The organism is Cupriavidus pauculus, from assembly GCF_003854935.1.
Classification (GTDB): Bacteria; Pseudomonadota; Gammaproteobacteria; order Burkholderiales; family Burkholderiaceae; genus Cupriavidus; species Cupriavidus pauculus_C.
In genome coordinates this window covers 2,362,915-2,377,162 of record NZ_CP033969.1, presented here as the reverse complement: position 1 = coordinate 2,377,162, position 14,248 = coordinate 2,362,915, and the positions used below count along the sequence as shown (strand labels likewise).

The 14,248-nt window shown below is 66.1% G+C and carries 14 protein-coding genes; 1 reads left to right on the top strand and 13 read right to left on the bottom strand.

Translation table 11 applies throughout. The features are described 5' to 3' along the window. Nucleotides 1-126: 126 nt before the first annotated feature. The gene (locus EHF44_RS12575) at nucleotides 127-894 is read right to left on the bottom strand and encodes a sulfite exporter TauE/SafE family protein (protein ID WP_437340279.1); all 768 of its coding nucleotides are present in this window, start codon (nucleotides 892-894) and stop codon (nucleotides 127-129) included. 83 nt (nucleotides 895-977) lie between these two features. Here EHF44_RS12575 and fnr point away from each other — a divergent pair, with 83 nt between their 5' ends. After that, a complete protein-coding gene (fnr, locus tag EHF44_RS12570) occupies nucleotides 978-1,703 on the top strand; it encodes a fumarate/nitrate reduction transcriptional regulator Fnr (protein WP_124684038.1) in 726 nt (241 codons plus the stop codon). 84 nt (nucleotides 1,704-1,787) lie between these two features. On the opposite strand, the gene EHF44_RS12565 is transcribed toward fnr, so the two are convergent. The 12 genes from EHF44_RS12565 to odhB form a co-directional block, all read right to left on the bottom strand. Next, on the bottom strand, nucleotides 1,788-2,033 hold the full coding sequence (locus EHF44_RS12565) for a hypothetical protein (protein ID WP_124684037.1): 246 nt from the start codon (nucleotides 2,031-2,033) through the stop codon (nucleotides 1,788-1,790). Beyond that, nucleotides 2,030-2,239 carry a hypothetical protein gene (locus EHF44_RS12560; protein WP_124684036.1) on the bottom strand — a complete coding sequence of 70 codons (210 nt, stop codon included), beginning with the start codon at nucleotides 2,237-2,239 and terminating at the stop codon, nucleotides 2,030-2,032. The genes EHF44_RS12565 and EHF44_RS12560 overlap by 4 nt, the downstream gene beginning before the upstream one ends. 45 nt (nucleotides 2,240-2,284) lie before the next feature. Continuing rightward, on the bottom strand, nucleotides 2,285-3,775 hold the full coding sequence (ccoG, locus tag EHF44_RS12555; protein ID WP_124684035.1) for a cytochrome c oxidase accessory protein CcoG: 1,491 nt from the start codon (nucleotides 3,773-3,775) through the stop codon (nucleotides 2,285-2,287). Nucleotides 3,776-3,834: 59 nt separating this feature from the next. Beyond that, nucleotides 3,835-4,752, bottom strand: a complete 918-nt coding sequence (gene ccoP, locus EHF44_RS12550) for a cytochrome-c oxidase, cbb3-type subunit III (RefSeq protein ID WP_124684034.1) — start codon at nucleotides 4,750-4,752, stop codon at nucleotides 3,835-3,837. Nucleotides 4,753-4,757: 5 nt separating this feature from the next. After that, complete coding sequence (locus tag EHF44_RS12545) at nucleotides 4,758-4,916, bottom strand: cbb3-type cytochrome oxidase subunit 3 (RefSeq protein WP_124684033.1); 159 nt, start codon at nucleotides 4,914-4,916, stop codon at nucleotides 4,758-4,760. Between the two features lie 4 nt (nucleotides 4,917-4,920). Then, nucleotides 4,921-5,616: a cytochrome-c oxidase, cbb3-type subunit II gene (ccoO, locus tag EHF44_RS12540; protein WP_124684032.1), complete on the bottom strand. Its 696-nt coding sequence runs from the start codon at nucleotides 5,614-5,616 to the stop codon at nucleotides 4,921-4,923. 19 nt (nucleotides 5,617-5,635) lie between these two features. Beyond that, nucleotides 5,636-7,084 carry a cytochrome-c oxidase, cbb3-type subunit I gene (gene ccoN / locus EHF44_RS12535; RefSeq protein WP_124684031.1) on the bottom strand — a complete coding sequence of 483 codons (1,449 nt, stop codon included), beginning with the start codon at nucleotides 7,082-7,084 and terminating at the stop codon, nucleotides 5,636-5,638. Nucleotides 7,085-7,244: 160 nt separating this feature from the next. After that, nucleotides 7,245-7,412: a cbb3-type cytochrome oxidase assembly protein CcoS gene (ccoS, locus tag EHF44_RS12530; protein WP_124684030.1), complete on the bottom strand. Its 168-nt coding sequence runs from the start codon at nucleotides 7,410-7,412 to the stop codon at nucleotides 7,245-7,247. Beyond that, nucleotides 7,413-9,971 (bottom strand): heavy metal translocating P-type ATPase, encoded by a 2,559-nt coding sequence (locus EHF44_RS12525; protein WP_124684029.1) that lies wholly within the window; start codon nucleotides 9,969-9,971, stop codon nucleotides 7,413-7,415. It lies immediately after the preceding gene. Nucleotides 9,972-10,121: 150 nt separating this feature from the next. Further along, a complete protein-coding gene (zapE, locus tag EHF44_RS12520; RefSeq protein WP_124684028.1) occupies nucleotides 10,122-11,219 on the bottom strand; it encodes a cell division protein ZapE in 1,098 nt (365 codons plus the stop codon). A 96-nt stretch (nucleotides 11,220-11,315) separates the two neighbouring features. Further along, nucleotides 11,316-12,740 (bottom strand): dihydrolipoyl dehydrogenase, encoded by a 1,425-nt coding sequence (lpdA, locus tag EHF44_RS12515; protein WP_124684027.1) that lies wholly within the window; start codon nucleotides 12,738-12,740, stop codon nucleotides 11,316-11,318. 147 nt (nucleotides 12,741-12,887) lie between these two features. Continuing rightward, the gene (gene odhB, locus EHF44_RS12510) at nucleotides 12,888-14,168 is read right to left on the bottom strand and encodes a 2-oxoglutarate dehydrogenase complex dihydrolipoyllysine-residue succinyltransferase (protein ID WP_124684026.1); all 1,281 of its coding nucleotides are present in this window, start codon (nucleotides 14,166-14,168) and stop codon (nucleotides 12,888-12,890) included. Nucleotides 14,169-14,248: the final 80 nt, after the last annotated feature.

The following is a 14,248-nucleotide window of genomic DNA, read 5'->3' as shown; positions in this document are numbered from 1 at the left end:
CTGGACACGCGCCCCAGATCGGGACAGCGGTCCGGCGACGCCAGAAACATGGTGCGGCGCGATACCGTGGTTCTGGCGATTGTATGGCATTCCCGGTCCCGCCCGCAACCCGGCCTTGTGGCCGATTCAGAACACCACGCAAAAACCATGTTGCGCCAGCGTCTCAGGCAGCCATACCGCCCGGGCCACGCCCAGCACCCCGAAACCGATGACCAGCGCGGCAGAGGCGACCCTCACCCCCCGTTTGCGCGACCACTGCCGCAGGTATCCGGACATACCCGACATGACCAGCAGATTCGGCAGCGTGCCTAGCCCGAAGGCCCCCATCACCAACGCGCCGGATGCAGCGTTGCCGGCCAGCAGCGCCAGCGCGAGTGCGCCATAGACCATGCCGCATGGGACCAATCCCCAGGCGAGACCCATGCCGTAGCGGCGCAGCATCGGCATGGCCCGCTGCGATGGACGCAAGCCGGCGGGCAGCCCGGCCGACAACCGGCCCGCGATCCGCCCTACCGGCGCCGCTGCCTTCGCAGCCATTCGCTCGATCCATTCCATCCCCATCACGCGACCGCGCAGCAGCCAGACGCCCGTCAGCACCAGCATCAGGCTGCCCAGCGCATAGAGCCATCGCTGCAAAGGCAGATAGTCCTGCCGCCAGACCGTCGCACCGAAGGCGCCCAACGCCGCGCCCAGCAGCATGTAGGTCGTGATGCGCCCGGCGTGCATGACGCAGAGTTCGGCCCACCATTGATTTCGTGAACGGTGTACGAAAATCGTTGCACTGCTCGGCCGTTTTTGCTCCGCAGCAATAGCAATTCCTCCACACATTGCGGCGCAATGCATGCCACCGAGCAAGGCCATCAGAAAAACGCTTAAAAGCACACCAAATGGCAACTGTTCCTCGCTTCTGCGTCACTCGACGCTGTAAAATGCCTGCATCGCGCCCTCGCTGCAAGCGCATTCATACGAGCACTCAATTGTTGACTTCCATCCCCGTCACCGAGATGTCGCCCCGTTGTTCCACGTGTGCAATGGGTCAACTTTGCCTGCCGGTGGGCATGTCGCAACAGGACCTCGTGAAGATGGACACGCTCGTGCAGGAACGTGTGCGAGTTCACAAGGGCGAAACGTTGTACCGCATGGGCGAACCACTCAGCGCCGTGTATGCCATCCGCTTCGGCACGCTGAAGACGCACGTCACGATGGAAGACGGCCGCACGCAGATCACCGGCTTTCATCTGCCTGGCGAAGTCATCGGCCTCGACGGTCTCGGCGAGATGCAGCACGCTTCCGATGCGACGGCGCTCGAGGACACCGAAGTCTGCGTCGTCCGGTATGACGAACTGCAAGCGCTGTCGGGCCACCTGCCCTCGCTGCAAGGCCAGTTCCTGCGGCTGATGAGCAAGGAAATCTCGCAGGACCAGGTCATGCTGATCACGCTCGGCTCGATGCGTGCCGAAGAGCGGCTGGCCGCGTTCCTCGTCAATATGTCCGAGCGACTCTCCGCGCGCGGCTACTCCTCCACCGAGTTCGTGCTGCGCATGAGCCGCGAGGAAATCGGCAGCTACCTTGGCCTGAAACTGGAAACGGTCAGCCGGCTGTTCTCGCGATTTGCCGAGGCCGGCCTGATCCAGATCCGCCAACGGCACGTCAAGCTGATCGACATGGCCGCCATCAAGCAGGTGTACAGCCGATCCTGCTGAGGCCCGCGGCACCTGCCGCCCGCCCCGTATCACGACAAAGGCCGCGTCGGAGCAAATCCGGAGCGGCCTTTTTGTTCGACTGCGCTATTCGAGTTCATCGGTATCGCTCAGCTTTACCGGCATCGTGTACAGCGTAAGTCCGCTGGAGAGCGCGCAGAACAGCCACGCCACCAGGAATCCCACTGTGTAAACCGCTTGCCGCGACGCCTCCACCGGGTGGCCGAAGAAGCTCAGGTCACCAGGATCCACAACCGAGAACACGACTGCCGTGGCCGCGCCGCCCATCAGAAACGCCGGCCACAGCACCCACATCAGCCAGCGGAGTCTCATGGGCGCCTCGCCGGCGGTTCGGTTGGCGCGGACCCGACTTTCTCGACCACCAGTCCGTGACGGGCGGCGTCGGCGACGGGAATGTCGGCATGGCCATTGGCCAGCCAGATCGTGACGCCGCAACCGATCATTGCCAGCAGCGGGCCACTCATCAGAATCCATGGCCAGGGTTCCCTGTACCAGGGTTTTGCGGGGTTCGGGTTCATTTCGCTCTCCAGTTTGGCCATTCGCCCAGCGCTTCCGCCACAGCGTCACAGATTGCGCGGGACGATGAAACTCGTACTTTGCCGAATTCGTACGTCGCGATCGGTGTCGGTCTCGGCCGTGACGGTCACCTCGATCTTGTGCGTGCCCTCCTTCGCATCTTCGATCGGCACGCGGATCCGGATCGGCAGCAGGCGGTTCGACGTCGGCGCCAGCCCTTCCGCGCCCTGGTCGTACTCGACAGTCAGGTCCTGCATTTCCGCGCTGTTGGCCTGCACGCGGATCTTCATCGGCGCTTCGGTCGCATTGATGAGCTGCAGCCGGTACACATTCTCGATCCAGCGGCCTTCGACTTCGCGCCCCAGCGCGCCGCGGTCGCGGATGATGTCGACCTTCAGCGGCGTCCGCATCGCCAGCGAGGCGACGAAACCGGCGCTCAGCGCCAGCCAGATCAGCGTATAGACGATGGTGCGCGGACGCAGCAGCCGTTTGCGCGCCGCCGTCGGCGACAGCTTCTGGCGCATGGCGTTCTCGGACGTGTACCGGATCAGCCCGCGCGGGTAATCCATCTTGTCCATGACCTGATCGCACGCGTCGATGCAGGCCCCGCAGCCGATGCACTCGTACTGCAGGCCATCGCGGATGTCGATGCCGGTTGGGCACACCTGCACGCAGATGCTGCAGTTGACGCAGTCGCCAAGTCCCGCCGCATGGTGGTCGGCCTTGCGCGAACGGCTGCCGCGCGGCTCGCCGCGCCCGACGTCGTAGGTGACCACGTAGGTATCGCGGTCGACCATCACGCTCTGGAACCGAGCGTACGGACACATGTACTTGCAGACCTGCTCGCGCATGAAGCCCGCGTTGCCCCACGTGGCAAAGGCATAGAACAGCATCCAGAACGCCTGCCAGGGCCCGAGCGTCCAGTGCAGGACTTCTCCGCCCAACTCGCGGATCGGCGCGAAATAGCCGATGAACGTGAAGCCGGTCCACAGCGCGATGACGATCCACAACGCGTGCTTGGTGGCCTTGATCCGCAGCTTGCGGAGGCTCCATGGATCGCCGTCCAGCCGGATGCGCGCGATCCGGTCGCCTTCCACCCGGCGCTCGATCCACATGAAGATTTCGGTGTAGACCGTTTGCGGGCAGGCGTAACCGCAGAACAATCGCCCCGCTATCGCCGTGAACAGGAACAGCGACAGTGCCGAGATCACCAGCAGCACGGCCAGGTAGATCACGTCCTGTGGCCATAGCACGAGGCCGAAGATGTAGAACTTGCGGGCGCCGAGGTCGAACAACACGGCCTGGCGGTCGTTCCATTGCAGCCAAGGCGTGCCGTAATAGACCAGTTGGGTCAGGATGACCAGCCAGACACGCCAGCTTGAGAAGGCACCCGTGATCGAGCGCGGGTAGATCTTGCGCCGGACTTCGTAGAGCGCTTCCTCGGTGGCATCGGCCGCCGTCCTGGATGGCGGCGCGGGTCGCCAGGTGGCCGTCTCGCCAGCCTCGCGTGTGGGGGGAGATTCCAGGGGCGCGTTCATTGTTCAGCCCTCTTGCCCCCGGGGCCTGCCTCGCCGGCGGGCCTCCGGGGAGCGGTTTGTCATTGTCCTGCCGGTGCTGCCGAATTCGACAGACCCCAGACATAGGCCGTCAGCATGCGGATGCGTTCGGGCGTCAGGATTTCCTCGTGGGCCGGCATATGGCCGTTGTGGCCCTTGAGAATGGCATCGACGATCGCGCCTTCCGAACTGCCGTACAGCCACACCTTGTCCGACAGGTTGGGCGCGCCCAGGGCCTGGTTGCCCTTGCCGCTCCCGCCATGGCAGGCCACGCAGGTCGACTTGAACGTGCTCTCGCCGCGCGAGGCCCGGATCGGGTCGTACGTCAGCCCCGACAGCGACCGCACGTACTGCGCGGTATCGCCGGCCTGCTTGCCGTCGATGGCGCCGGCAAACGGCGGCATCACGCCATTGCGGCCCTTGGCGATCGTCTGCTGGATCGTCTCGGGCTCGCCGCCATAGAGCCAGTCGTCATCGGTCAGGTTCGGAAAGCCCCGGCTGCCGCGCGCGTCCGAGCCATGGCACTGCGCGCAATAGTTCAGGAACAGCCGCTGGCCGATTTCCCGCGCATCGGGGTCCGCCGCCACCTGCTTGACGTCCATCTTCAGGTACTTGGCGTAGATCTCGTTCTGCATCTTCTCGGCGGCCTGCCGGTGCGCGGCAAGCTCGTCCTGCGACGAGAACTTGAGTACGCCCGCGTACGAGCCGAGGCCCGGATACAGGATCAGGTAGCCCAGGCTGAAGATGCAGGCCAGCAGGAACATCCACATCCACCAGCGCGGCAGCGGGTTGTTCAGCTCGCGCAGGTCGTTGTCCCAGACGTGGCCGGTATCGTCGGTCGTGCTGACGCCCTTGGGCATCTTGCGCTGCGAGAACAGCAGCCACACGCACCAGGCGATACCGATCAGCGCAATGGCCGCGATGTAGTAACTCCAGAAATCGGAAATGAAATCGCTCATGGTGACTAGGTCCGGCTTGTAGGGTTGTTCTCATCGGGCAAGGCGAACGGCAGCATCGCCGATTCGTCGTTGGCCGCCCGGCGGCCAGCCGACCACGCCCACCAGCAGATGCCCAGGAACGTCAGCATCGACAGCACGGTGGCAATTGCGGTAACGATCACCATGGCATTACTCCTTGGCTGGCGCGGCGGCTTCGACCGCCGGCTCAGCCGTGGCGGGCGCGGGCGCCGTGTCCAGCCGGACATTGCGGCGATTCAGGCCGAGGCCCTGCAGGTACGCGACCATGGCGTCCTCCTCGGTCTTGCCGGCAAGCTCCTCCGGAGCGCCGGCAATCTCGGCATCGGTATAGGGCACGCCCAGGCGCTGCAGCGCCTTCATGCGCGCCTGGATCGAATCGGTCGCCAGCGGCGTCTTTTCCAGCCACGGGTAGGACGGCATGACCGATTCCGGCACCACGTCACGCGGGCTGCGCAGGTGGATGCGCTGCCAGTCGTCCGAATAGCGCCCGCCCACCCGTGCCAGGTCGGGGCCGGTCCGCTTGGAGCCCCACAGGAACGGATGGTCGTACACCGATTCGCCGGCCGTCGAGAAGTGGCCGTACCGCTCCGTTTCGGCCTGCAGCGTGCGCACCTGCTGCGAGTGGCAGCCCACGCAGCCTTCGCGGATATAGATGTCGCGCCCCATCAGCCGCAGCGGCGAGTATGGCGTGATGCCCTGGTCGGGCTGGGTCGTGGAGTGCTGGAAGAACAGCGGCACAATCTGCACCAGGCCGGCAATGCTGACCACGATGATCGTGGCGACGATCAGCCAGCCGACGTTCTTCTCCAGCGTCTCGTGCCTGAAGAAACCTTGATTCTGAGACATTGTTTGCGTCCTCGGCGTGTCAGTGGGCGGAAGCCGGCAGGCTGGCCGGGATCGGCGCATCCACGGCCGGCTTGCCGGCGATGGTGCGGAACACGTTGTAGGCCATGATGAACATGCCACCCAGGAAGCACAGGCCGCCCAGCAGTCGGATCAGGTAGAACGGATACTTGGCCTTCACGGCTTCCACGAACGCATAGGTCAGCGTGCCGTCCGGCTGCGTGGCGCGCCACATCAGCCCTTCCATCACGCCGGCAATCCACATCGACGCGATGTAGAGCACCACGCCGATCGTCGCCACCCAGAAGTGCAGCTCGATCAGGCGCGTGCTGTACATCTGCTTTTCGCCGAACAGGCGCGGGATCAGGTAGTACAGCGAGCCGATCGAGATCATCGCGACCCAGCCCAGCGCGCCCGAGTGGACGTGGCCGATCGTCCAGTCCGTGTAGTGCGACAGCGCATTCACGGTCTTGATCGACATCATCGAGCCTTCGAATGTCGCCATGCCGTAGAACGACAGCGCCACCACCAGGAACTTGAGGATCGGATCGGTGCGCAGCTTGTGCCAGGCGCCGGACATCGTCATGATCCCGTTGATCATCCCGCCCCACGACGGTGCGAGCAGGATCAGCGAGAACACCATGCCGAGCGACTGTGCCCAGTCGGGCAGCGCTGTGTACTGCAGGTGGTGCGGGCCCGCCCACATGTAGGTGAAGTTCAGCGCCCAGAAGTGGACGATCGACAGGCGGTAGGAGTAGATCGGGCGCTCGGCCTGCTTCGGGATGAAGTAGTACATCATCCCCAGGAAGCTCGTGGTCAGGAAGAAGCCCACCGCGTTATGGCCATACCACCACTGGATCATCGCGTCCTGCACGCCCGCGTAGGCCGAGTAGGACTTCCACAGCGACGCCGGCATCTCGATGTTGTTGACGATATGCAGGATGGCGATGGTGAGGATGTACGCGCCGAAGAACCAGTTGGCCACGTAGATGTGGCGGGTCTTGCGCTTGACAATTGTCCCGAAAAAGACAATGGCGTAGGCCACCCAGACCAGCGTGATCAGGATGTCGATCGGCCATTCCAGCTCCGCATACTCCTTGGAGGTGGTGATGCCGAGCGGCAGCGTGATCGCGGCGGCCACGATGACGATCTGCCAGCCCCAGAACGTGAAGGCGGCCAGTGGCCCGCAGAACAGGCGCGCCTGGCAGGTGCGCTGCACCACGTAGTACGACGTGGCAAACAGCGCGCTGCCGCCAAAGGCGAAGATCACCGCGTTGGTATGCAGCGGTCGCAGGCGGCCGAACGACAGCCACGGCGTATTGAAATTCAGTTCCGGCCAGATCAGTTGCGCCGCAAGCAGAACGCCTACGGCCATGCCGACGATACCCCAGACAACGGTCATGACGGCAAACTGCCGCACGACGCCGTAATTGAAGGTGTCGGCGCGTGGAGACGCGGTGGTGACAGCCATTCAGACCCCCAAGCTAAGTAAGAATAAACCTATTGACTGTGTGACTTTAGAAAAACGCGACCGCTGCCGCGTTGATCTCAATCAAGTCACCTGTACCGGATGCGAACTGTTTGCGTGACGTCATGTCAGTCGTGCCACGACTGCAACAGGGCCGCATCCGTCAATGCCTGCGCTCCGGCTCCTGCGGCTTGTCGTTGTCGAGCAGAATGGCTTCGCCGGGCCGGTCCAGGTCGTCGTACTGGCCGGCATGCAGCGCCCACCAGAGCGCCCCGGCGATCAGCACGACGAGAATCAGGCTCATCGGCACCAGCAGATAAAGGGTTTCCATTCAGCGCCCCTCCCCGGCCGGCACGCCCTTGACGCGCAGCAGCCGCCATGCATTGGCCACCACGAGCAGCGAGGACACCGACATGCCGATGCCGGCCATCCACGCCGTGACGTGGCCCGTGGCCGCCAGCGGGATGGCGATGACGTTGTAGGCGAACGCCCAGCCCAGGTTCTGCCGTACCACCCGGCGGGTCCGGCGTGCCGCGACGATGGCGGTGGCGACTTCCGCCACGCCGCCATGGGTCAGCACCGCATCGGCGCCGGCCTGCGCCAGGGGCGCCCCGCTGCCGATGGCAATCGATACCTGGGCCTGGGCCAGCACGGGGGCGTCATTGATGCCGTCGCCGACGGCCAGCACGACCGCCCCGCCCTGCTGCAGCGCAGCCACGTATTCCCTCTTGCCTTCGGGCGTCACCGCGCCCGCCGCGGTCGCCATGCCGAGCCGGTCGGCCCACCAGCGCACGGCCACAACGCCGTCGCCGGAAACCAGATGGGTACGCACGCCAAGATGCGACAGGCGCTGCAGCAAAGCGCGCGTCTGTGTCCGTTCGACATCGGCCAGCTGGAAGACCGCGAGGAAGGCGTCGGCATCGCCGAGCCAGACTTCCGTGGCGCCGGGATGACCGTCATGAACGGTGGCGTCGGGCGGCGTCTGCGTGGCCAGCGCCGCGACGAATTCACGGCGGCCAAGGCGTACGTGGCGCCCGTCGACCCGTGCCTCCAGGCCCTGGCCGGGCACGTTGCGGAGGTCGGCTATGTGCGGTAGTACCTCCGTCTCGCCCGCCGCTTCGACGAACGCCCTGGCGATGGGATGCTCGCCGCCCCGCTCCATGGCCGCGGCAATGCGGCGGCAGGTATTGGCCTCCGCCGTGCCCAGGATTTGCGTGTCGACCAGCGCAAAGCGCCCCTCGGTCAGCGTGCCGGTCTTGTCGAGCACCACGTCCGTGACGCGCGACAGCGTTTCCAGCGCATGCGCGCGCGTCAGCAGCACGCCCCGGCGCGACAGCGCGGCGCCGGCCGCGGCCAGCGCCGCCGGCGTCGCCAGCGACAACGCGCACGGACAGCTCACCACCAGCACCGCCACCGTCACGAGCAGCGCGCGCGACGGGTCGATCCAGAGCGCCCACACCACCCCGGTCACCACGGCCATCACGAGCAGCGTGCCGACAAACCACCCGGCCACGCGATCGGCCAATTGGGCCAGCCGGGGCTTCTCGGCCAGCGCGCGGTCGAGCACGGCCACGATTTCCGCCAGCCGCGTCTGCGCGCCGACGCGGTCCACCCGTACTTCCAGCGGGCTGGCCGTATTGAAGCAGCCGGCCAGCACGATATCGCCCATGGCGCGCTTCACCGGCAGCGCCTCGCCGGTCAGCATCGATTCGTCGAGTTCGCTCGCGCCGGCCAGCACCACCCCGTCGGCGGGTACGATGTCGCCGGCCTTGACGCGGATCCGGTCGCCCGGCTGGAGCCGCGCCACCGGGATGCGCTCGCCCGCGGCGCCCGCTCGGGCCAGCCGCTCGCAGGTGGCCGGCAGCTGCCGCGCCAGCATTTCGGCGCCGCTGCGCGACGCCTGGCGGACGCGCAGTTCGAGGTAGCGCGCCAGCAGCAGGAATGCGACGAACATCGTCACCGAATCGAAATAGACCTCGCCAATGCCGCGCACCGTCGCCACGGCGCTGGCCACGAAGCCCGCCGCGACGCCGATGGCCACCGGCACGTCCATGCCCATGTGGCGCTGGCGGATGGACCGCCACGCGCCGGCGAAGATCGGCCACGCCGAATAGAGCACCACGGGGACGGTCAGCGCCAGGCTGGCCCAGCGCATGAGCTGGAGCTGCCCGGGATCGATCGTGGCCTCATGGGTGTAGAGCGGCCACGCGTACATCATCACCTGCATCATGCCGAGCATGGCCACCGCCATGCGCATGAGCAGGCTGCGCCGTTCGCGGCGGTCCTGCCGGTCGGTCCGCGACACCTCGAACGGCCAGGCCGCGTAGCCGATGTCGGCCAGGCTCGCCAGCAGGTCCGCCACGCCCTGCGCGGCGGCGCGCCAGCGCACCACCACCCGCCGCGTCGCCACGTTCGCCACGACCGACTCCACGCCGTCCAGCTGTGCCAGATTCTGCTCGATCAGCCATGCGCAGGCTGCGCAGCGGATGTTTTCGGGCGCCAGCGTCACCTCGGCCCGGCCGTCGGCCAGGTCGCGCACGAACTGGCGGCGCAGCTCGGGGGTGTCGTAGGCGGCCCAGACCGGCTCGGCTTCGCGCCGCGCCTCGGCGTCGATCGGGCGCGCAAACCGCGTGACATCGCCGTACAGGTGGCCAAAGCCGGCCGCGTGCAGCGTCCGGGCCAGCGTCTGGCAGCCACCGCAGCAGAACTGGCGCGACTGGCCGTCAATTTCGGCGACGAGCGGCTGCGCGCGGTCCAGCGGCTGGCCGCAATGGAAGCAATCGGTGGTGGATTCGGATGGAGACGACGATGCCTGCCCAGGGATGCGGGCGGCGGGGGGTACGGCGGAAGCCAGGGGTGGCGCGAGGGGGGCGGCAGGTAGGGACGACATGGCGCGCTTTTATTACCCAGTGGATACTAGGTATCTCGCGCACCCTCCGCCTTGATGCAAATCAAACCCCGGGAAACGAAGTCAGATACGTCCCGCGCAGGTCTTCCGGAAACAACAGTCGACCGGGCCTGCCCCCGGCCCGCCCGCCGTTCAGGTCAGCGACGTGTCCATCACGCGCCGCTCGGACTCCAGGTACTCGCGCGACTGCATCTCGATGATCCGCGACACGGTCCGGTGGAATTCGTTGGCCATCTGGCCTTCGGTGTACAGCTCGTCGGCCGGCACCTCGGCCGATATCAGCAGCTTGACCTTGTGGTCGTAGAACACGTCGATCAGCCACGTGAAGCGCCGCGCTTCCGACGACATGCGCGGGGTCATCCTGGGCACATCCGACAGGATCACCGTGTGGAACTGCGAGGCGATCTCCAGATAGTCATTCTGCGAGCGCGGACCGCCGCACAGCGTGGCGAAGTCGAACCAGACCACGCCGTTGGCCTTGCGTAGCGCCTTGATCTCGCGGTGTTCGATATGGAGGATCGGCGATTCGTCCGCGGTGCCGGCAATCGACGTAAACGCGTCGCGCAGTGCCGCGCTGGCCTCGCGGCCCAGCGGCGTGTGGTACGCCTGCACCTGCTCCAGCGCGCGCTTGCGGTAGTCGATGCCCGCGTCCACGTTCAGCACGTCGAGCTTGGTCTGCAGCAGCGCGATGGCCGGCAGCACGCGGTCGCGGTGCAGGCCGTCCGGGTACAGCAGGTCGGGACGATAGTTGGACGTCATCACGAACTGCACGCCGTTGTCGAACAACTGCTGCAGCAGGCGGTGCAGGATCATCGCGTCGGCCACGTCGCTGACGTGGAATTCGTCGAAGCAGATCAGCCGGAACCGCCGCGCGATGCGCCTGGCCAGCTCGTCGAGCGGGTCGGGACGGCCGCGCAGCTCTTCGAGCTCGCGGTGCACCTCGCGCATGAATTCGTGGAAATGGAGCCGCGTCTTGCGCACCACGGGCACGCACGAGTAGAAGCTGTCCATCAGGAACGACTTGCCGCGCCCTACCCCGCCCCACATGTACACACCCTTGGGCACGTCGGGATGCACCAGCAGCTTCTTCAGCGCGTTGCTGCGGCGGCTCTTGTACGCCACCCACTCGTCATAGCATTGCTGCAGCCGCGCCACGGCGCGCAGTTGCGCCTCGTCGGACTGATAGCCGCGCTGCTTGAGTTCGTGCTCGTAAAACTCGTTGACGTTCATCTTGGGGGCCTGGCGGAAATACGGTGCTGCAAGCGAAAACGGCGCGCCGCGGATATTCGCGGCGCGCCGGTGCTCACCCGAGGGTGAACAGGGGCATTACATGTTCAACTGGCGCTTGTCGACGGCCAGCGCCGCTTCGCGCATGACTTCCGACATCGACGGGTGCGGGTGGCAGACCCGGCCGATATCCTCGCTGGCGGCCTTGAACTCCATCGCCACCACGGCTTCGGCGATCAGGTCCGACGCGTTGGCGGCCACGATGTGCACGCCCAGGATCTCGTCGGTCTTGGCGTCGGCCAGCATCTTCACGAAGCCGTCGGCGGCGCCCATGCCCAGCGCACGGCCGTTGGCCATGAACGGGAACTGGCCCGACTTGTACGCGCGGCCTTCGGCCTTGAGTTGCTGCTCGGTCTTGCCGACCCAGGCGATTTCCGGGAACGTGTAGATGACCCACGGCACCGTGTTGAAGTCGATGTGCGGCTTCTGGCCGACGATGCGCTCGGCCACGGCCACGCCTTCGTCCTCGGCCTTGTGCGCCAGCATCGGGCCACGCACCACGTCGCCGATGGCCCAGATGCCCGGCACCTTGGTCTGGCAGTGGTCGTCCACCTCGATGAAACCGCGCTGGTCCACGCCCAGGCCCACGGCTTCCAGGTTCAGGTTGTCGGTGTTCGGCACGCGGCCCACCGACACGATCAGGCGATCGACTTCCAGCGTCTGGTCCTTGCCGTCCTTGTCCGTGTAGGCCACGGTGACGTTGTCCTTGCCGGTCTTGACTTCGTTGACCTTGACGCCCAGGTTGAACTTCAGGCCCTGCTTGGTCAGCAGCTTCTGGGCTTCCTTGGCCACGCCCTCGTCGGCGGCGCCCAGGAAAGCGGGCAGCGCTTCCAGCACGGTCACGTCGGCACCCAGGCGGCGCCACACCGAACCCAGCTCCAGGCCGATCACGCCGGCACCGATCACGCCCAGCTTCTTGGGCACGGTGTCGTACTTCAGCGCGCCTTCGTTGTCGCTGATCAGCTTGTTGTCGACCGGGATGCCCGGCAGGTGGCGGGCCTTCGAGCCGGTGGCGATGATGACTTGCTTGGCGGTCAGCGTCTCGCCGTTGACTTCCACCTGGAAGCCCTCGGCCGCCTTGCCGGCGAACTTGCCGTAGCCCTTGAACAGCGTGATCTTGTTCTTGCGGAACAGGAACTCGATGCCCTTGGTCATCTTGCCGACGATGTCGTCCTTGCGCTTCAGCATCTTGGCCACGTCGACCTTGACGTCGCCCACGGTGATGCCGTGGTCGGCCAGATGGTGCGTGGCGTTCTCGAACTCTTCCGAGGAAGCCAGCAGTGCCTTGGACGGGATGCAGCCCACGTTCAGGCAGGTGCCGCCCAGGCGGGCCTCGCCCTTCGGGTCGTCATAGGCGTTGCCTTCCAGGCAGGCCACGTTCAGGCCAAGCTGGGCTGCACGGATGGCGGCGATGTAGCCGCCGGGGCCGGCGCCGATCACCAGCACGTCGAATTGTTTGCTCATGGGAAATTTCTCTTTGGCACGTCATGCCCGCCTCGTGGCGGGGCATCCGGCGGCATCGGCAGGCGATGCGCTCGCCGGGTCCCCGCGCCGGGGCGCGGGGACGACGACAAACGGAAGACGGAGTGTCTGTCTGGGAACGCGGACCGATTACAGGTCCAGCAGCAGGCGGGCCGGATCTTCCAGCGCTTCCTTCATCGCCACCAGGCCCAGCACGGCTTCGCGGCCGTCGATGATCCGGTGGTCGTAGGACATGGCCAGGTAGTTCATCGGACGGATCACGATCTGGCCGTCTTCCACCACGGCGCGGTCCTTCGTGGCGTGCACGCCCAGGATGGCCGACTGCGGCGGGTTGATGATCGGCGTCGACAGCATCGAACCGAACGTACCGCCGTTCGAGATCGAGAACGTGCCGCCGGTCAGGTCGTCCAGCGACAGCTTGCCGTCACGGGCCTTGGCACCGAACTCGGCAATCTTCTTCTCGATGTCGGCCAGGCTCATCTGGTCGGCGTTGCGCAGGATCGGCACCACCAGGCCACGCGGCGAGCCCACCGCGATACCGATGTCGAAGTAGCCGTGGTAGACGATGTCGTTGCCGTCGACCGAAGCGTTGATGATCGGGTACTTCTTCAGCGCGTGCACGGCCGCCTTGACGAAGAACGACATGAAGCCCAGCTTCACGCCGTGTTCCTTCTCGAAGCGGTCCTTGTACTTGTTGCGCAGATCCATCACCGGCTTCATGTTCACTTCGTTGAACGTGGTCAGGATGGCGTTGGTCGACTGCGACTGCACCAGGCGCTCGGCGATACGGGCGCGCAGGCGGCTCATCGGCACGCGCTCTTCCGGGCGGTCGCCCAGCGCGGCGAAGTCCACCTGGGCCGACACCTGCGGCAGCGCGGCCTTGGCGGCGGCCGGAGCCGGGGCAGCCTTGGCAGCCGGGGCCGGCGCCGAACCGGCGGCCAGCACGTCACCCTTGGTGATGCGGCCGTCCTTGCCGGTGCCGGTCACTTGCGATGCCGACAGGCCGCCTTCGGCCATCAGCTTGGCAGCCGACGGCATGGCAACGGCGCCCGCAGCAGGTGCGGCGGCCGGAGCCGGTGCAGCGGCGGCCGGAGCGGGCGCGGCGGCAGCGGGTGCCGGGGCGGCAGCGGCCGGGGCGGCAGCGGCCGGGGCGGCGGCGCCAGCGGTGGCTTCCGTGTCGATCTTGGCGATGACTTCATCGGCCACGACGGTGTCGCCGTCGTTCTTGATGATTTGCGACAGCACGCCAGCCGACGGAGCCGGCACTTCCAGCACAACCTTGTCCGTTTCGATCTCGATCAGGATTTCGTCCTGAGCGACGGCTTCGCCCGGCTTCTTCTTCCAGTTCAGCATGGTCGCTTCGGCGACCGACTCAGACAGTTGCGGAACCTTGACGTCAACAATAGCCATGGTTTGTAAGATCCTCGATGTATGCGTATGTGTTTCGTTACAGGCGGGCCATCCCACGGCGCGCATCCCTGTGCGCTGCC